The sequence below is a fragment of the Parasediminibacterium paludis genome (assembly GCF_042651445.1).
GTDB classification, from domain to species: Bacteria; Bacteroidota; Bacteroidia; order Chitinophagales; family Chitinophagaceae; genus Parasediminibacterium; species Parasediminibacterium paludis.
The window spans coordinates 112,228-131,379 of record NZ_JBHSDC010000029.1 but is presented as its reverse complement, the minus strand read 5'-3'; the positions used below and the strand labels follow the sequence as shown (position 1 = coordinate 131,379).

Genomic DNA, 19,152 nt, shown 5'->3' with positions numbered 1-19,152 from the left:
ACGTAATGCTTTGTTTCTACAAAATATTATTGTTAACAAATTGTAAAATACCAAAATACAGCTATGATTCTGACTCGTCTTTTTGAAATATTGCTACAAAGCCTATATTTATCCATCTAAACAAATTTGCTATGAACCAGCGCTACTACTCACTAGATGTTTTCAGGGGTGCAACAGTTGCCTTAATGATATTGGTAAATAACCCAGGTAGTTGGGAACATATTTTTGCACCACTTGACCATGCTGAGTGGCACGGCTGCACGCCTACAGATTTGGTGTTTCCATTTTTTCTTTTCGCTGTAGGTAATGCCATGTCTTTTATAATGCCAAAATTTCAAAAAGAAGGTACCGCGTATTTTCTAAAAAAGGTGTTGAAACGAACATTGCTTATCTTTTTAATTGGGCTATTTTTAAATTGGAGTCCTTTTGTGATGTATAAAAATGGTCAATTGGTAGCCAAAACTTGGACCTGGCTAAACAATGACAATGGCATTTCGGGTATAAGAATCATGGGCGTATTACAGCGTATTGCTCTATGTTACTGCCTCGCTGCGTTTATTGTTTTTTTCAGTAAGAATGTATGGTCTAAGGTAATTTCAATTACAATATTGGTTGGCTATTGGTTGTTATGCTTGGGCTTGGGAAGTAAAGCCGATCCATATAGTTTGTCTGGCTTTTTTGGCACAGCACTAGACCTTCATTTATTTGGTACCCCCCATGTATACAAAGGCGAAGGCGTACCGTTTGACCCAGAGGGTTTGGCAAGTACATGTGCGGCCATTGTTGAAGTAATTATTGGCTATTATGTTGGTAGCTATATACAAAAAAAGGGCAAATCATACGAAATGCTAGCTAACTTGTTTGTCGCTGGTGCTATTGTAATATTAGTCGGTTATTGGTGGGATATGGTTTTTCCTATCAATAAAAAAATATGGACCAGCAGTTATACACTTTATACCTCAGGGCTTGCTATTATCACGATTGCTATTTTAATTTTTTGTATTGAATTTAAAAATGCAGCTGGTAAGTGGAGCAAATTCTTTGATGTTTTTGGTAAAAATCCCTTGTTTATTTTTGTAATTAGTGGGTTTTTACCGAGAGCGCTTGGCTTGGTAAGATGGGTTGAAAACATTGGCCCAGACGGCAAAAAAGTTTACACAACACCTTTTCCTTGGTTTTACAATCACATTTGTAAGAATATTGTTTCTGCTGATTTACGTTACGGTTCTTTATTATATGCGCTCTGTATGATTGCTTTTTACTGGCTGATTGTATATATGTTAGATAAGAAAAAGATTTATGTAAGGGTTTAAATGTAAAATACCCAAAATTTGTAAACAGAAAGGATGTTCTAACAAATTGAATTACAACAATAATGACTATCTATAACAAATTGCTGTTAGAAAATAAAGCTTGGGCGAAAGAACAAGTAGAAGTAGACCCTGAATTTTTTTCGCGTTTGGCTCATATTCAAACGCCTGAATTTTTATGGATAGGTTGTAGCGATAGCCGAGTACCTGCCGATAAAATTACAGGTACGCAACCTGGTGAAATATTTGTACATCGTAATATTGCTAACCTTGTTATTAATACCGATGTTAATCTGCTTAGCGTAGTAGACTATGCTGTTACCCATTTAAGGGTAAAACACATCATTGTATGTGGCCACTACGGCTGCGGGGGCGTAAAAGCAGCAATGACCAACCATGATTTTAACTATGTTCTAAACATGTGGTTGCGTAATATTAAAGATGTGTACCACTTGCACAAAACTGAGTTAAACGCCATAGAAAACGAAGAGCAACGATTTGATAGACTGGTAGAGTTAAACGTGGTAGAACAAGTAATGCATTTGGCAAAGACATCTATTATACAAAAAGCCTGGAAAAGTGATAATAGACCGCAACTGCATGGTTGGGTATATGGTTTAAAAGATGGCATTATCAAACCGGTATTTGAGCTTGAAGCTAATGCACTAATTGATCCATTTTATACATACGATTTATAAGAAGGCAGTTTTGTTTTTAAGAGTGTAAAAAAAGCACGCTCTATCCAAATAAAAGGGGCGTGCTTAATCAAAGTTTATTAACTTTTAATGAAACCGAAATTTTGGCTTAATAATAATCTGGCTTACATATTTCTTCTGTATTGGCCACCTACTGCATACAATGCATTCGTTATTTGTCCAAGGCTACAATACTTTACTGTTTCCATAAGTTCTTCAAATAAATTGCCATTTGCTATCGCTACAGATTGCAATTGCTTTAGCATAGCGTTGGCATTTGCTTCGTTTCGTTTATGAAAAGCTTCTAAATTTTTTATCTGCCATTGTTTTTCTTCATCTGTGCTACGGATTACTTCTGATGGCAAAATAGTAGGACTACCTTGCTTGTTTAAAAAAGTATTTACGCCTACTATTGGCAATTCGCCCGTATGCTTTTGCATTTCGTAGTGCATACTTTCTTCTTGAATTTTATTGCGCTGGTACATGCGTTCCATAGCACCCAAAACGCCACCACGTTCAGAGATGCGTTCAAACTCTTTCAAAACAGCTTCTTCTACTAAATCGGTAAGCGCTTCGATGGCAAAACTACCTTGCATAAAATTTTCTGTTTTAGCACTACCAAGTTCTCTATTAATAATTAATTGTATGGCCATTGCCCGTCTTACACTTTCTTCTGTAGGTGTTGTTATTGCTTCATCGTAGGCGTTTGTATGTAGGCTATTACAGTTATCATAAATAGCATACAATGCTTGTAAGGTAGTACGTATATCGTTAAAATCTATTTCTTGTGCATGCAAGCTTCTGCCGCTTGTTTGAATATGATATTTTAGTTTTTGTGATCGATCATTTGCTTTGTATTTATACTTCATGGCTTTTGCCCAAATACGCCTGGCCACGCGGCCAATAACACTATATTCTGCATCCATGCCATTACTAAAAAAGAAGGATAAATTGGGTGCAAAATCATCTATATGCATACCACGACTTAAATAGTATTCTACATAAGTAAAACCATTGGCCAATGTAAATGCTAATTGAGTAATTGGATTTGCACCTGCCTCTGCAATATGATAACCACTAATACTAACGCTATAAAAATTTTTAACGCTGTTATTAATAAAATATTCCTGTACATCACCCATTAACTTCAGCGCAAATTCAGTAGAGAAAATGCAAGTATTTTGTGCTTGATCTTCTTTTAAAATATCAGCTTGTACCGTACCGCGCACCTGCGAAAGAGCTTGTTGCTTTATTTGTTGGTAAATATGCTGCGGTATTATTTCATCACCACTTAAGCCAAGTAAATTAAGACCCAATGCCTCATCAGTAGCTACTCCTAAATCTTTATTATAAATCGGACGACCTGTTACCTGAAATTTGGAGTTAGCAAATTTTGCAACTTCATCCCATTTACCATTTGCTTCTATCCATTTTTCGCACTGTTGGTCTATGGCAGCATTTAAGAAGAAAGCCAGCAAAATTGGTGCAGGACCATTAATAGTCATGCTGACACTTGTTTTGGGATCGCACAAATCAAAACCACTATATAGTTTTTTAGCATCATCTACCGTTGCAATACTTACACCAGCATTACCTATTTTACCATAAATATCAGGCCTTATTGCAGGGTCTTCACCATAAAGTGTGACACTATCAAATGCAGTACTGAGGCGGGTTGCAGGCTGATTAGCTGCTAAATAATGAAAGCGTTTATTGGTTCTTTCTGGACCACCTTCACCAGCAAACATTCTTGTAGGATCCTCACCTTGACGTTTAAGTTCAAACACACCTGCTGTGTAAGGAAATTCGCCGGGCAAATTTTCTTGTAATTGCCATTTTAAAATATCGCCCCAATCTTTGTATTTGGGCAATACTACTTTGGGTACTTTTGTACCACTAAGCGTTTCACTTGTAAGAGATTGCTTAATAATTTTACCACGGACTTCATACTCAAAAAAGTCAGCATGGTACTTAGTTACAACTGATGGCCACTGCGCAATTAAACGCTTGTTATCTGCATCTAACTTTGCTTCTACAGTTTCTTTAATAGCAGTTAGTTCTGTATTTTTTACAAAGGCTTCAACCCCATTTATTTGATATAATTGCGTAGCAAGAGCGGCTTGTTCATTGACCCAATTATCATAACTCTTATTGTTAGCTACTATTTCAGATAAGTAGCGTGTTCTTGCCGACGGAATGATATGACTTTGTAACTGATAAGTAGCTAAAGAGTTGGTAATGTTGCCAAAAACAATACCTGTTTTTTGTGCCACAACCTGCATTAATAAAGCAAATAATTGGTTGATACCAGCATCATTAAATTGCGCTGCAATGGTACCAACTATAGGTAAGTCTTCGTTTTTTGTTGTAAATAATTGATGGTTGCGTTTGTACTGTTTACAAACATCGTTTAACGCGTCTAATGCACCAGCCTTATCAAATTTATTGATAGCAATTACATCCGCATAATCAAGCATATTAATCTTCTCAAGCTGAGAAGCAGCGCCATATTCAGGTGTCATAACATACAAACTAGCATCCACAAAATCTAGTATCGACGCATCACTTTGCCCAACACCTGCGGTTTCTACAATAATCAAATCAAATGCTTCTGCTTTGCAAATAGCTATGGCATCTTTTACAAAAGCACTTAAAGCAACATCGCTATCTCTTGTAGCGAGAGAACGCATATAGCTACGCTTACTAGAAATAGCATTCATTCGTATTCTATCGCCAAGCAAAGCACCACCTGTTTTCTTCTTTGATGGATCAACACTGATAACCGCTATCGTTTTATCTTGGAAATTATTGAGAAAACGCCTCACTATCTCATCTGTAACAGAACTTTTGCCTGCACCACCAGTACCTGTTATACCAAGTACTGCCACTTTGCCCCCAAAAAAGGTGTCATTAGAGAAAGATGTATGTTTTGGAAATATAAACGGTTCACCATTTTCTGCAGCCGTTATTGCTTTTGCAATCTTTTTTATATCTTTCACTTTACCTAAAATATTTCCGGCTTCAATATTGGGATTCTGTAAAATTTCCCCTGTAGTAGGCATTGGGGTCGATTTCTCAATCACATCCTTAATCATACCCTCTAAACCCATTGTTCTGCCATCATCAGGACTATAGATTTTTGTAATGCCATAACTTTCAAGTTCAGCAATTTCGCTTGGTAAAATAGTACCGCCACCGCCGCCAAATATTTTGATATGCCCACTTTTATTATCTTCTAGCAAGTCTTTCATATACTTGAAAAACTCAACATGACCCCCTTGGTAGGAAGTAATAGCAATACCTTGCGCATCTTCTTCAATAGCCGCTTCAACTATTTCATACACACTTCTATTATGCCCCAAATGAATAATTTCTGCACCCATACTTTGCATAATACGACGCATGATATTTATTGCGGCATCGTGGCCATCAAATAAACTCGCAGCTGTAACAATTCTTATTTTTCCACTCATACTTGTCATTATTCTTTCTTCAATTAAAAGCAAAACTAACCACAAAAACTAACAAATGTTAGCTTTTGTTTTGCGTTTCTTTATAGTCTAAAATGAGCAATATGCATTTCGAAGTAACTATTAACAATCAGCAACAACATCCGATTATTACATTGAAAAATAAAAGTACCAGCGCAGAGATCTATGCGTTTGGCGGATTGGTAAATGCTTTTACTGTTGCAACAAGAAATGGTTTGCACAACATTATTGACGGTTTTAATAGTGTTGAAGACGCCATTACCAATATAACAAATGGTTTTAAAAGTAGCTTTTTAAGTCCTTTTACTTGTAGAATGAATAATGGTGCATTTAAACATGCGAACACAGGTTATAAAATTGAAAAATTTTTCTTACAACCACATGCCATCCATGGCGTATTGTTTGATGCTGTGTATGATATTATTGACACCAATAGTCATCAAAACGAGGCATCTGTAACCTTAGAACATACCTATTGGGGAACCGATAAAGGCTATCCATTTACATTTACTGTTCAGCATATATGGGCATTAAAACCAAACAACGAATTGTGTGTTACTACTACCGTTCGCCACACCAACAATACGGCTATACCTTATGCACAAGGTTGGCATCCATACTTTACCCTAGGTGGCAATGTAGATAATTATACACTACAACTTGATAGCCATACCATGCTTGAATTTGATAGTAGTCTATTGCCAACAGGCAAAAATATAGTTAATAATGATTATGCAATGGACGCTTCATTAAATGGCGTCATTTTAGATAATTGCTTCGAATTAGATGCTCATATTAACCCACCAAAATGTGTATTAAGTCACAATGGTCTTAGTGTGACAATTGTTCCAGATAGTAGCTACCCATATTTTCAAGTGTATACACCAGATCATCGCCAAAGTATTGCATTAGAAAATTTAAGTGGTGCACCTGATTGCTTTAACAATGGTATTGGCTTAAAATTAATTGAACCAAACACATCTAGTATATTTACAACTTCATATTTTGTATCAGCAACCAACCTCTAATTATGCAGTCAGCTTCTGAAGCAATTAATAGTTTTAAAAAGCATTTTTCAGGCGATTGTCGCATATTTTTTGCACCTGGTCGTATAAATTTAATAGGTGAACATATTGATTATAATGACGGCTTTGTATTGCCAGCAGCCATTAATAAAGGCATATGGTTTGCCATTGCGCCAAATAATACCCATACTGCCAATTTTGTTGCAGTAGACATTAACGAAACATTATCTATAAGCTTAACAGAAGTTAAAAATATTGAAGGCTGGCAAAGCTATGTTCTTGGTGTATTGCATATTTTACAAAAAGAAGGTTTTGCTTTAAACGGCTTTAATTGTGTGTTTGGTGGCAATGTACCACAAGGTGCTGGCTTATCCTCGTCAGCAGCCTTAGAAGCAGGTTTATTGTATTGTCTTAACGAATTATTTCAATTACATATTTCACATTTAGATATGGCGCTTTTAGCGCAAAAAGCAGAGCATGTGTATCCCGGCACCAAATGCGGTATTATGGATATGTTTGCCAGCTTGCACGGCAAAAAAGACCACTGTATTTTACTCGATTGTAGAAGCCTTACATTTAATTATTTTCCAATAGTTTTGGAGCAATACGACTGGGTACTTATAAACTCTAAAGTAAAGCATAGCTTAAACGATGGTGCTTATAACAAACGCCGAGAAGTGGCATTGGATGCTTTAAGTTTGTTTCAAAGTATCAACCAAAAAATCACCTCTTATCGCAACATTTTACCATCTGTAGTAACACAATTTAAATATGCCCTCAACGAGGAAGAATTTAAACGCAGTTTATACATTACACAAGAAATAGAACGTGTTCAGGCTGCAGGCAAACATTTAGAAGAGGGTAACCTAGTTGCGTTTGGGAAATTAATGTTTCAAACGCATGATGGCCTAAGTAATCTCTACGAAGTAAGCTGCCCAGAATTAGATTACTTAGTTACGCAAGCCAAATTTCATCAGGCAGTAATTGGTGCAAGATTGATGGGCGGTGGTTTTGGTGGTTGTACCATCAATTTAATAGAAAAAGAAAGTAGAGAGGCTGTTTTAACAGATATCACTACTTCCTACCAAAACAAATTTGGCATTATACCAGAAGTGTATGTGGTAGAAAGCAGCGATGGTGTACATGAACTTCTAAATCTGCAATAAATAATATTAAACGATTGCAATCATGCTAATTTCAACATTTACATTTCTTGGTAAACCTTTCACAGCAACAGTTTCACGTGCTGGAAAATCGCTTGTAAAATAGCTGCCATATACTTCATTTACATCACCAAAAAAAGACATGTCGCTCAAAAAAATGGTAGTCTTAACAATATTATCAAAAGTGATATTGGCTTCGGTTAATATGGCTTTTAAATTTTCCATCACTTGCTTTGCTTCGTCTTTAATGCCTGTTGTTACAAGCTCGCCAGTAGCAGGTACCAAAGCTACTTGGCCACTAATAAATAACCAATTACCAGCTTGTACAGCTTGGTTGTAAGGGCCAATGGGTGCAGGTGCGTTAGGTGTATTAATAATTTGCTTACGCATATTTTGTGTATTTAATGAGCCAGCAAGTAAGGCAATTTCTATTAATCAACCAACGTAAATTTGACTTTTATTCTTGTACTTAAAACCTTATAATGGCGCTTTTATTGCATATTGATACCGCTACCGAACATGCTAGTGTTTGTTTATCAAACAATCGTCAAATTATTAGCTATGCAGAAAATGCCGACCCCAAAAACCACGGCTCCTTTTTGCAACCAGCTATTCAACAACTATTTCAAAATACGGCATATCAATTATCAGATATTGATGCGATTAGTGTTTCTAACGGACCAGGTAGTTATACAGGCTTGCGTGTAGGCTTAGCTTCTGCAAAAGGCCTTTGCTTTGCGCTTAACAAACCACTTATTACCTTAAATACATTACAAATAATGGCAGAAGCTTCGGTTACACATATGCAAGCAACAGCATTTGATACAAATTATTTGTTCTGCCCTTTAATAGATGCGAGACGTATGGAGGTCTTTACTGCTATTTACGATGCACAATTAACTATTGTATTGCAACCAATGGCAAGTATTATTAATGAAACAAGTTTTCAAGAGGTATTAGTTACCAATAAAATCGTTTTTACGGGTAGTGGTCATCATAAACTACAAACAATGTTGCAACATCCAAATGCCTATTATTATAATATACAACATAATGCTAAAAACATGGTATCATTAGCATTAGAAAGTATTAAACAAAATACCACTGCAAACCTTACTTATATAGAACCTTTCTATATAAAAGCCTTCTTTGATGGCAAGAAAGCTTAAAAAAAGCTTAAATTTCAAAAAAAGATGCTTTAATTTTGTGTTACGTGCGCAATGAAATATACTTTTAATTGTTATTGCATTTCATAACCCCCTAATATCAAAGTAAAATGACATCAACACCACAAGTTCTAGTGCTTAGCAATGGCGAAACTTTTGCTAAAATTGATCTAGTACAAACTAAGAAAACTGCAGCTATTTTAAGAGCTGTAAATCACAAACTTCGTCAAACAATTTTATCATTGTTGAACGAAAACCAAAAAATGACTGTAACTGAAATCTACGTAAAACTACGTATCGAACAATCTGTTGCTTCTCAACATTTGGCTATCCTTCGTCGTGCAAATATTGTATTGACTAAACGTGAAGGTAAATTTATATTTTACTCTGTAAACTATGCTCGCATTGTTGAGCTTGGTGCATTTATGGATGAATTCTTAAAGTAAAATTTGTCATTCAGAAAAGATTATAGCTGCTTAACTAATTAAGCAGCTATTTTTTTGCCATTTAATTCTACCAATAATAAGCAATTACGAACTGGTAACGACAATTTGCAGGTAACAGGTGCTTATTTTTGCAGAAATATTCAGGTACAATTATGTTTATACAACAATTATATACTGGCTGTATTAGCGAAGCAGCTTATTACATAGAAAGCAATGGCGAAGCCGCTGTAATAGATCCATTAAGAGACATTGACGATTACTTACAACTTGCCACCGAGCGCAAAGCAACTATCAAATATATTTTTGAAACGCATTTTCATGCCGATTTTGTAAGCGGCCACTTAGACCTTGCCGCTGCCACAGGCGCTACCATTGTTTATGGGCCAGATACACGTACTAGTTTTCCTGTACATGTTGCAAAAGATGGCGAAAGATTTAAACTTGGCGATATTACAGTAAAAGTATTGCATACGCCAGGTCATACATTAGAAAGTAGCTGCTTTTTAGTATACGATACACACGAAAAGCCGCATGCTATTTTTACAGGTGATACCTTGTTTGTAGGTGATGTAGGCCGCCCAGACCTTGCACAAAAAGGCGAAATTTTAACTACACAAGACCTAGCAGCAATGCTTTATAAAAGCTTGCAAGAAAAAATTATACCTTTGGCCGACGACATTATTATGTATCCAGCGCATGGGGCAGGCAGTAGTTGTGGCAAAAATTTAGGTCCTGAAACCTATAGTACTATTGGCGAGCAAAAAGCCACTAACTATGCCTTGCAACCACAAACTGTAGAAGAATTTGTGAAATCTGTAACAGAAGGCTTAACTGCACCACCTCAATATTTTCCTATTAACGCAAAAATAAATAAAGAAGGCTATGATAGTCTTACAAGCATATTTGAAAAAGCGCTGAAACCACTGTCAATAGAGGCTTTTAAGGCTATTTCAGCAAGTGATGATGCGATTATTTTAGATACTAGACGTGCAGATGTTTTCACAAATGGTTTTGTACCAGGTTCAATATTTATAGGGCTTGAAGGGCGCTTTGCAGAATGGGCTGGTAGTTTATTACCGTTTGATAAAAGCATTGTTTTAATAACAGAAATAGGCAAAGAAAAGGAAACCATTACCAGACTGGCACGCGTAGGTTTTGAGAAAATGGTGGGCTATCTTAATGGTAGTTTTGATGCTTGGCAAGCCGCTGGCGAAAAAATAGACATGCTAATAGATGTCGAAGTAGATGAGCTAGCAATGGACATTCCTTTTGATGAGAAACTATTGGTGGTAGATGTGCGTAAAGAAGCCGAATATGGTGATGGTCATTTAAAACAATCTATTAATATTCCTTTAGATGATATGATGGATCCTGCAAGCATGGTAAATCTTGAGGATGATCAAAATATTTATGTGCATTGTGCTGGTGGTTATAGAAGCGTTATTGCATCATCGCTGTTAAAACGCCAAGGCATACACAATATTAGAAATATAGTCGGCGGCTGGAAGAATATTCTTGAACTAAAAGATAAATTTACCATAGAAAAAACAGAAGCCGTACTAAATTAAAAACTAGCTTAAATACTATCTAGAAAGCCCACGTAACTATTGCGTGGGCTTTTTTGTTGGAGGACTATATTTAGAAGCTTTACCTATCGCATATTAGCTGAAATTTATGTATTGTCACCTGATGTCTTTTGCATATTACCAAATACAAATGTATTGTAGACTTTAGATAGTTACTTATAGACAAATACTAATGTAAAGTTGACTTTTGCCAAATACGTATATCAGTTGGCTTTTGCTATTTGCATAAATACTTCTATTAATATAATGTGTGCTTTTGCTATTGGCAGGATTACAGAGCGAGATGAACGTATACAAGTGTAGATGCGTCGTCAATTTCAGCACAGGCTTCACGGACTTTAAATAGTACTGCAAAAGCTGGTAGCCAAAATAATTTTATTGTAATTACACTAATAAAAGATGCTGTAAAGCGGCTTATAACTGCGGTTTAGCAAAAAATCTCGCATATTTGCAGCATGACAATTCACAGAGAAGGTTACCAATCTATTGGTATTGGTGCGCTAATATTCGGCATCTTAAATGTATTATCCTTTACATTTTTAAGTGGCACTTGGCCCGCAATTACACTTATTATTTTTGTGCTTACACTTGGTTTGTTTCTGTTTTTGGTATCGTTTTTTAGAATACCAAATAGGCCATTAACCATTGCCGATAACCAAATTATTTGCCCAGCCGACGGTAAAGTAGTGGTGATTGAAGAAATTGTAGATGAAGAATATTTTAAAGATAAACGCATACAAGTAAGTGTGTTTATGAGCCCAGCCAATGTGCACGTAAACCGCAACCCGATGAGTGGTGAAGTTATTTATAATCAATACCATAAGGGCAAATATCTGGTGGCTTGGCACCCTAAAAGCTCTACAGAAAATGAGCGCTGGAGTGTTGCGGTAAAAAACAATTACGGCACCATTTTGTACAAGCAAATTGCGGGTGCTTTGGCTAAAAGAATTTGTAATTACACCACTGTAGGTCAGCAAGTAAAACAAACAGAGGAATATGGTTTTATAAAATTTGGTAGTCGTGTAGATATTTTATTGCCAGTAGGCACTAAAATAAATGTGCAGCTAAACGAGGTAGTAAAAGGTGGTGTTACAGTTTTGGCTACTTGGTAATTTTTAACAAAGTGTATTGCCAGTATTGCCTAAAGAAGCTTACTTTAGTTATTCAAAAAAAATAAAGCGATATGAAAAAACTATTTGTACTAGCGGCTGCTACTTTAGTAATGGGAAGTGTATGGGCACATGAAGGTGGAAAAAAAGAGAAAAAATGTAGCAAAGACAAAGAATGCTGCAAGAAAATGGATGGCAAAGAGTGTGGTAAAAAAATGGACAAAAAAGACGGTAAAACTGCGGATGCTAATGCTACAAAACCAACAGTTAAAAAAGCCTAAGCTTTGCTAATTGATAATAAAAGCGGGCTCTAAACGTACGTTTTGAGCCCGCTTTTATTTGTGTTTTCGAATACTTGATTAGCCCTTTAAAATAGTTTCGATTTTGGCCAACTCTTCTGTGCTGAAATCTAAATTGTCTAGACACTGCATTGAATCTATCAATTGCTCCGGTTTACTAGCGCCAATTAATACACTTGTTACTCGCTTATCTTTTAGTAACCACGCCAATGCCATTTGCGCCAACGTTTGGTTGCGGGAAACAGCTAATTCGTTTAGTTGTTTAATAGTGCTTAATATATCACTGGTAATTTGTTCGGGCTTTAAAAACACACCTTTTGTAGCCCTAGAGCCCTCTGGTATGCCATGCAAATACTTATTGGTCAATAAGCCTTGCGCTAATGGCGAAAATGGTATACAGCCCACGCCATATTGCGCTAATACATCTAGTAAGCCATCTTCCACCCAGCGGTCAAACATTGAATACTTTGGTTGATGAATTAAACAAGGCGTACCAAGTTGTTGTAATATTTCAAAAGCTTTAGCAGCTTGGTCTGCAGGATAATTAGACACGCCAACATACAAAGCTTTTCCTTGACGTACAAACAAGTCTAGAGCTGCCATTGTTTCTTCTAGCGGTGTATCTGGGTCTGGCCTATGATGATAAAAAATATCAACATAGTCTAGCTGCATGCGTTTTAAACTTTGATCTAAACTAGATACTAAATATTTTTTGCTGCCCCACTCACCATAAGGACCTGGCCACATATAGTAACCTGCTTTAGATGAAATAATCATTTCATCTCTATAGCCACTAAATTCTTCTTTTAAAATTTTACCAAAATTAGTTTCAGCACTACCAGGAGGCGGGCCATAATTATTGGCTAGGTCAAAGTGGGTAATACCGTTATCGAAGGCTGTTTTTAAAATGGCTTTGCAATTGTCTACTACATCTACATCCCCGAAATTATGCCAAAGACCTAGTGACAAAGCAGACAATTTAATACCGCTATTACCGCATTTGCGATACTGCATTTTTTTTTGATAGCGATTGCTATCTGGTTGATAATTCATGGCAAAACGTATTTAGTGTATAAATATAAATGCTTGCAAGAAACGAAGTATCCTATTCTATCGGTTTATTTCGTTTATAGTCTAGTTCTATGACTCTTCATCAAAATACAACGTGTAAAAGTTTTTGCTTTTTACCTCATCGTAACCACGTTCTATTAGGTCTTTGCGCCCATGAATATATACGTGGAAGTTTTTATCTAATTTTAAAATGCTTTTAAACAGTTTCTCTTGCTTTTTTACTGCTGATACGTGAATGGCAAATTCATCATCAATGGCTACTTGCTTGGCTTGCTCGTACACCTGCTTATAATTGGAAAACGCTTCCATTACTTCAGGGTGATGAATCACTTCTTCGGCAAATTCTTCAAACTGAAAATTCTCCTTTGTTTTAAAATATTCCATACTACGGTTTAGCATGTCTATTTGGTCGCTTTTATTAACGTCAAATTGCTCAGCTATTTCAGTACTTATAAATAGCTTAGCCATGCTTAAAACATTATTAGTACTGTGGTAGCTATCGGCATAAGGTGTTACATGCAGAAATTCGTTTACCCAATACTGTGCGTCGTTTTGCTTGTTGGTGGCATCTACTACACACACCACATAACCTTCTGATTTATTTACCTTAAAAATTAAACAACCCTTATCTAGTTTATTAATGTTAATGCCATCTTCTGCTGCTACTTCCCAGCCTTGCCCATGCGGAAATACTTTTAAAAAGGTTTCTTTCGATTCGCTCTTAAATATGCCAATTGCTTCTACATATTCGGTATCAAAGGGTACATTTTTAAAATGCACCACATACATTTCGCCTTCTTTTACTTTTACATGTGTGCTTTTATTGTAAAGAAAAGTGGCTAGTAAAGCCGATTGTGAAGCAAACTTTTTAGGGTTGTCAAATATTTGCCCCACATAGCTATACACTTCATTAAGGCCAATATCGCTGATATGAGTAAAATGGTATTGCTCATTTACATTAAAAGGTGCTAAAAAATACTTAGCCAAAATGCCTCGTACTATGCCATCATTCAAGGATAATGTATTGGCTGATAATTTTAAATCTTCGCCACGTGAAGGATTGCCCACTTTGTGAACAATAGCTTGGCTAATTTCTACACTGTCTATACCTGTCATAAAAACGAAGATAGACCACTGATTTTAATGATTGAAATGATGACAATGATATTTCTGAGATAATTTTAGCTAGCCACTTAAAATTACTCGTTGCGCCCTCTGCCTTCGTTGTTTCGTTGCGTGAAAACATTTACGGCAGAGGATCATAACCATGGCCGCCCCAAGGATGGCAAGAAGCAATACGTTTAATAGCTAGCCAACCACCTTTAAATGGGCCGTATTTTTTTATAGCCGCAAGCCCATAATGTGAGCAGGTAGGTGTGTAGCGGCATTTTGGCCCTAGCACTGGCGAAATGATGTATTGGTAAAACTTAATAAGCCCTATTAATGGCAAACTAAGCAGTTGTAGCAGTAGTTTCATGTAAGGCAGCTATTAATTTTTGTACAATAATGGGCATTTTCTTTTCAACCAATCCTGTTTCGGGTAATGTTTTATTGATGTAAAGGAAAAAAACAGCAACTTGCTGATTATTGGCTGTAACATATTCGTGTAAAGGCAACTTATTTAAACGATATTGTTCTCGCATCACACGTTTTATGCGATTTCTATCTACTGCATGTTTAAATGTTCGGCTACTAGCGCTAACACCAATTTTTATAGGAAAATCTAATGGCTCACTTACTGGCAGGTACACCACTTTTATTGGAAACACTAAAAACGACTTTCCCTCAGCAAATAATTGCTTGGTAAGCTTTCTGCTTTTTAGTTTTTCGTGTTTGTTAAAAGTAAACGTGGCCATAACAATTAAATCATAAAAATAAGATGAACACTGTAACAATAAAAAAGACGATTACAATTGCTTGTAACCGTCTTAAATATCTATTTAATAACCTCTTTGGCAGCAGTAATTGTTTACTTTAATCCTTTCTCGCTAGAAACTGTAAGTTTCTTACGGCCTTTTGCTCTGCGGCTAGCTAGTACTTTACGACCATTTGCAGATTGCATACGCTTACGAAAACCATGTACAGTTTTACGGCGTTTTTTATGTGGTTGAAATGTTTGTTTCATGCTTTTAAATTTTACTAAACCATCAATATTGTTTCAACGATATAGTAGCGACCATTACCACTATTTTGTGAAAGGACGGCAAAAGTAGGGTTTTACGGTTAAATAATAAACTGTGGATAAGATTTTTTTTCTTACCCATTTAACTTATCTATTCATACTCGCTAAAAACTCTTCATTGCTCTTTGTGCCACGCATACGTTTTAGCAATTCATTCATAGCTTCTTCTGTATTCATATCATTTAAAAACAAGCGTAATATATTAATACGAGACAATACATCTTTATCTAGCAATAAGTCGTCACGTCTGGTACTAGAACCAACCAAATCAATAGCCGGGAAAATTCTACGATTAGCCAATCTTCTATCTAGCAATAATTCCATATTACCAGTACCCTTAAATTCTTCAAAAATCACCTCATCCATTTTGCTACCTGTTTCTATTAAGGCTGTAGCTAAAATGGTTAATGAACCGCCATTCTCTATTTTGCGTGCCGCACCAAAAAATTGTTTTGGCTTTTGCATGGCATTGGCCTCAACACCACCACTTAACACCTTACCGCTACTTGGCGCTACGGTATTGTGCGCTCTTGCCAAACGTGTAATACTATCTAATAATATTACTACATCGTGGCCACATTCTACCAAGCGTTTTGCTTTTTGCAAAGCCATTGCACTCACTTTTACGTGTTTTTCAGCTGGTTCGTCAAACGTGGAAGCAATTACCTCACCGTTTACACTTCTTTCCATGTCTGTTACCTCCTCTGGTCTTTCATCTATTAATACCACCATTAAGTAGCATTCTGGATGATTGGCTGCAATAGCATTAGCTACTTCTTTCAACAACATGGTTTTGCCCACTTTTGGTTGGGCTACAATTAAACCACGCTGACCTTTACCAATTGGTGTAAACAAATCGATAATACGTGTACTATAATTAGATGGCGAAGTGAACAAGTTCAACTTCTCAAATGGGAATAATGGCGTTAAATAGTCAAATGGTACACGGTCTCTTACCTCATCTGGCCTTTTACCGTTAATGCCATCTACTTTTAATAGGGCAAAATATTTTTCACCTTCTTTTGGTGGACGCACAGAACCTGAAACGGTATCGCCAGTTTTTAAACCAAATAATTTAATTTGGCTTGGAGACACATACACATCATCTGGCGAGCTTAAATAATTGTAATCTGATGAACGCAAAAAGCCATAACCATCTGGCATCATTTCTAGTACACCTTCACCAGGTATAATACCGTCAAACTCAATATTAAACACGGGCTCGCGGCGAAAGTTTTGACGCTTTTCGGGTTGTTGCTGTATTGTAGTTTCTGGTGCTTGTTCAGAAATGTCGTTTTCGCCTTCTTGTTGTGCTTCTTCATTAGCAATGCTTTGTGCAATATCTGCTGGCATTACATCACTTATTCTATTTTCGGTAGCCTGTAGCATTTGTTCTGCAAGGCTTAGTTGCAAGTCATCAACCTCTACTTTTGGCTTGCGGTTTGCAGGCTTTATGGGCTGTCTTTTCCTTGGTTCTCTAGTAGCAGGTGCCTCCGTGTTAACGACTTCGCTAGCTTTTGGTTCAACTGTTTCAGAAGGTATCGTAATCAGTTCAGCTTCTTTTGGGGATGTAGACATTATTTCAGCTTCTTCAGTACCATTTGCAGTTGCCGTTTTTACAGTAGCAGGTTTACGCCCGCGTGGTTTGCGTGGAACTACGCCTTCAGTAGCGGCGCTTTCCTTGATAGCCTGACCATCTAATATTTTATAAACAAGTGCTTGTTTGTCTAATCCTTTTACATCTGTAAGTTTCATCTGTTCCGCTACATCTAATAGCTCAGGAAGAAGCATGTCGTTTAATTGCAAAATGTCGTACATAAATTGTTTTGAGATAATAAAATCTAAGGACTTGTAGTAATGAACCCAGTCTTACAAAGTTTGAAACTAAAAATCGGTTATTTGATAAATGGAAGGAGAAAAACTGAAGGGTTAGTGAGATGACTAAACAGTAGTCAGTTTGTTTCCGCTGCAATGTTACAGCAAAATGTTTAAACCAAAATAAATTTTCTAATTACCAAACCTAATACTTCAGCCTACCGTATATCATGCACTAGTTTTAACAAAATTGCTAATCAATAGCGGGTTTTTTCAGATGGAGGGGGGCTATTCTTAGTCCCCTTATTTTGCACAAAATCATCATCTTGAAAACCTTACGTTTTAAAGAATTTTTACCAGCTATTGCTTATTTAGCGTTTACATTTTACCTATTTACTTTACCAGGCCAAGAACTCCCAAATCTTCCTTGGGCAGAAAAAATTAACTTCGATAAAATCGTTCATACAGGGTTGTTTACAGTTTTAGTATTTGCTTTTAGCTATCCGTTTAAAACATCATTGTACAATAATAATCAGCGTAGAAGATGGTTTTTATACATTGCAATATTATGTATTGCTTACGGTATTGCCATAGAATTTATTCAAAAATATTTTGTGGTAAATAGGTCTTGTGATGTTATGGATATGCTGGCAGACCTAATGGGTTCTGCAATCGGTTATTCTGCGGCAAGGGTATTATTGAAAAGCAACTAATACGTTATCAAAATTATACTGGGTTGAAAAAAATTGGCCCCGATGGAAATCGAGGCCGCAACCAAAACTAACTGCTTATGAGAAAATTTAAAATTTTATGTCTTACTTATAATCTATAATTACGCAAACACAATGCCAAAGGTTTTCTGCAATTGTTAATTAATCGTTACAGCTTTTAAAGACCTTGTACTTTTTTTTGCGATGTAAAATTGCTTAAAAAAGACTTAAAGAAGGATAAAACGTTTAAAAAAGAATTGTTAATACTTTATGAGCTTGATGATGAGGATTATTACTTTATCAATAGCTTTTTAAAAGCCGCACTATCGCCTTTAAAGACATTAAAATCTACAGAATGGGTGATTCCATTGACATGTCCACCTTCGTTGTGTTGCCAAAACAACCAATCTCTTGAAATTTTGGGTTTATCTGGTTCTAAATAATGGGCTACCCACAACGGATAATCATTAAAATCGGCACCTAAATAACTATTATAAAAGCTTACATACGTATAAATGATAGGCTTTACATGATAATGGGCTTCTAATGTTGTGAGACACTCTTTTAAACGTGTACGCATATTTTTGGCAGAGACACCATACAGCTGTTCTATATCTACCACCGGTGGCAAATCGCCAACAGACAAATTTACTTGTTTGATAAAGTTATTAGCCTGTTTACTGCCATTTTTTGTAGCTAGAAAAAAATGATACGCACCATGTGGAATGCCCACTTGCTTGGTTGCCAGCCAATTTTTAGCAAAATTTCTATCTACATCGCTAAGCCCTTCTGTAGCTTTTATAAATACAAATCCAATAGCTACCGAATCTACATGCATCGCTTTTACCAAAGGCCAGTATATTATATTTTGATAATTGCTAACATCAAGACCATGAATGATATAGCCTTGCGGCAAATCGATACCAAAAGCTTTATAATAGGCATTTTCAGCTTTGGCGAGCGCTTGCTTTTCTTTAATTGTTTTTACAATATACCATCCTAGTATCGTTAATGATGCTAATACGATCACCAGTACAAATAGTCGCTTGAATATTGATGGAGACGCTTTTTTCTTTTTAGCCAT

General features: G+C 36.2%; 19 protein-coding genes. 10 read left to right on the top strand and 9 right to left on the bottom strand.

Translation table 11 applies throughout. The features are described 5' to 3' along the window. Window positions 1-131: 131 nt before the first annotated feature. Complete coding sequence (locus ACFOW1_RS14480; RefSeq protein WP_379015237.1) at window positions 132-1,313, top strand: acyltransferase family protein; 1,182 nt, start codon at window positions 132-134, stop codon at window positions 1,311-1,313. 62 nt (window positions 1,314-1,375) lie between these two features. Beyond that, complete coding sequence (locus ACFOW1_RS14475) at window positions 1,376-2,008, top strand: carbonic anhydrase (protein ID WP_379015235.1); 633 nt, start codon at window positions 1,376-1,378, stop codon at window positions 2,006-2,008. Between the two features lie 122 nt (window positions 2,009-2,130). Here the strand turns inward: ACFOW1_RS14475 and ACFOW1_RS14470 are convergent, their stop codons facing one another. After that, the gene (locus ACFOW1_RS14470) at window positions 2,131-5,478 is read right to left on the bottom strand and encodes a methylmalonyl-CoA mutase family protein (protein ID WP_379015234.1); all 3,348 of its coding nucleotides are present in this window, start codon (window positions 5,476-5,478) and stop codon (window positions 2,131-2,133) included. A 101-nt stretch (window positions 5,479-5,579) separates the two neighbouring features. Between ACFOW1_RS14470 and ACFOW1_RS14465 the strand changes: the two genes are divergently transcribed. Together ACFOW1_RS14465 and galK are read left to right on the top strand one after the other, a co-directional pair. Continuing rightward, a complete protein-coding gene (locus ACFOW1_RS14465; protein WP_379015232.1) occupies window positions 5,580-6,524 on the top strand; it encodes an aldose 1-epimerase in 945 nt (314 codons plus the stop codon). Between the two features lie 2 nt (window positions 6,525-6,526). Continuing rightward, the gene (galK, locus tag ACFOW1_RS14460) at window positions 6,527-7,687 is read left to right on the top strand and encodes a galactokinase (protein ID WP_379015230.1); all 1,161 of its coding nucleotides are present in this window, start codon (window positions 6,527-6,529) and stop codon (window positions 7,685-7,687) included. A gap of 6 nt (window positions 7,688-7,693) precedes the next feature. On the opposite strand, the gene ACFOW1_RS14455 is transcribed toward galK, so the two are convergent. Then, on the bottom strand, window positions 7,694-8,074 hold the full coding sequence (locus tag ACFOW1_RS14455; RefSeq protein ID WP_379015229.1) for a RidA family protein: 381 nt from the start codon (window positions 8,072-8,074) through the stop codon (window positions 7,694-7,696). Between the two features lie 92 nt (window positions 8,075-8,166). On the opposite strand from ACFOW1_RS14455, the gene tsaB reads away from it, so the two are divergent. From tsaB to ACFOW1_RS14430, 5 genes are all read left to right on the top strand, one after another. Continuing rightward, complete coding sequence (tsaB, locus tag ACFOW1_RS14450; RefSeq protein ID WP_379015227.1) at window positions 8,167-8,853, top strand: tRNA (adenosine(37)-N6)-threonylcarbamoyltransferase complex dimerization subunit type 1 TsaB; 687 nt, start codon at window positions 8,167-8,169, stop codon at window positions 8,851-8,853. 107 nt (window positions 8,854-8,960) lie between these two features. Next, a complete protein-coding gene (locus ACFOW1_RS14445; protein ID WP_379015226.1) occupies window positions 8,961-9,296 on the top strand; it encodes an ArsR/SmtB family transcription factor in 336 nt (111 codons plus the stop codon). A gap of 128 nt (window positions 9,297-9,424) precedes the next feature. Further along, window positions 9,425-10,864 carry an MBL fold metallo-hydrolase gene (locus tag ACFOW1_RS14440; RefSeq protein ID WP_379015224.1) on the top strand — a complete coding sequence of 480 codons (1,440 nt, stop codon included), beginning with the start codon at window positions 9,425-9,427 and terminating at the stop codon, window positions 10,862-10,864. A 473-nt stretch (window positions 10,865-11,337) separates the two neighbouring features. Next, window positions 11,338-11,994 (top strand): phosphatidylserine decarboxylase family protein, encoded by a 657-nt coding sequence (locus tag ACFOW1_RS14435; RefSeq protein ID WP_379015222.1) that lies wholly within the window; start codon window positions 11,338-11,340, stop codon window positions 11,992-11,994. Window positions 11,995-12,065: 71 nt separating this feature from the next. Further along, complete coding sequence (locus tag ACFOW1_RS14430) at window positions 12,066-12,272, top strand: hypothetical protein (RefSeq protein ID WP_379015220.1); 207 nt, start codon at window positions 12,066-12,068, stop codon at window positions 12,270-12,272. A gap of 78 nt (window positions 12,273-12,350) precedes the next feature. Here ACFOW1_RS14430 and mgrA read toward each other — a convergent pair whose 3' ends face one another. The 6 genes from mgrA to rho all read right to left on the bottom strand — a co-directional run bounded on the left by mgrA (window position 12,351) and on the right by rho (window position 17,361). After that, the gene (gene mgrA, locus ACFOW1_RS14425) at window positions 12,351-13,343 is read right to left on the bottom strand and encodes an L-glyceraldehyde 3-phosphate reductase (protein WP_379015218.1); all 993 of its coding nucleotides are present in this window, start codon (window positions 13,341-13,343) and stop codon (window positions 12,351-12,353) included. An 87-nt stretch (window positions 13,344-13,430) separates the two neighbouring features. Further along, on the bottom strand, window positions 13,431-14,477 hold the full coding sequence (locus ACFOW1_RS14420; protein ID WP_379015216.1) for a nucleoid-associated protein: 1,047 nt from the start codon (window positions 14,475-14,477) through the stop codon (window positions 13,431-13,433). 130 nt (window positions 14,478-14,607) lie between these two features. Then, window positions 14,608-14,838 (bottom strand): membrane protein insertion efficiency factor YidD, encoded by a 231-nt coding sequence (gene yidD, locus ACFOW1_RS14415; protein ID WP_379015215.1) that lies wholly within the window; start codon window positions 14,836-14,838, stop codon window positions 14,608-14,610. Then, complete coding sequence (locus ACFOW1_RS14410) at window positions 14,813-15,217, bottom strand: ribonuclease P protein component (protein ID WP_379015214.1); 405 nt, start codon at window positions 15,215-15,217, stop codon at window positions 14,813-14,815. The genes yidD and ACFOW1_RS14410 overlap by 26 nt, the downstream gene beginning before the upstream one ends. Before the next feature lie 113 nt (window positions 15,218-15,330). After that, on the bottom strand, window positions 15,331-15,486 hold the full coding sequence (gene rpmH, locus ACFOW1_RS14405) for a 50S ribosomal protein L34 (protein WP_379015212.1): 156 nt from the start codon (window positions 15,484-15,486) through the stop codon (window positions 15,331-15,333). 144 nt (window positions 15,487-15,630) lie between these two features. Beyond that, complete coding sequence (gene rho, locus ACFOW1_RS14400) at window positions 15,631-17,361, bottom strand: transcription termination factor Rho (protein WP_449302624.1); 1,731 nt, start codon at window positions 17,359-17,361, stop codon at window positions 15,631-15,633. A 323-nt stretch (window positions 17,362-17,684) separates the two neighbouring features. On the opposite strand from rho, the gene ACFOW1_RS14395 reads away from it, so the two are divergent. Continuing rightward, a complete protein-coding gene (locus tag ACFOW1_RS14395) occupies window positions 17,685-18,071 on the top strand; it encodes a VanZ family protein (RefSeq protein ID WP_379015211.1) in 387 nt (128 codons plus the stop codon). Between the two features lie 289 nt (window positions 18,072-18,360). Here the strand turns inward: ACFOW1_RS14395 and ACFOW1_RS14390 are convergent, their stop codons facing one another. Next, window positions 18,361-19,152: a glycoside hydrolase family 25 protein gene (locus tag ACFOW1_RS14390; protein WP_379015209.1), complete on the bottom strand. Its 792-nt coding sequence runs from the start codon at window positions 19,150-19,152 to the stop codon at window positions 18,361-18,363.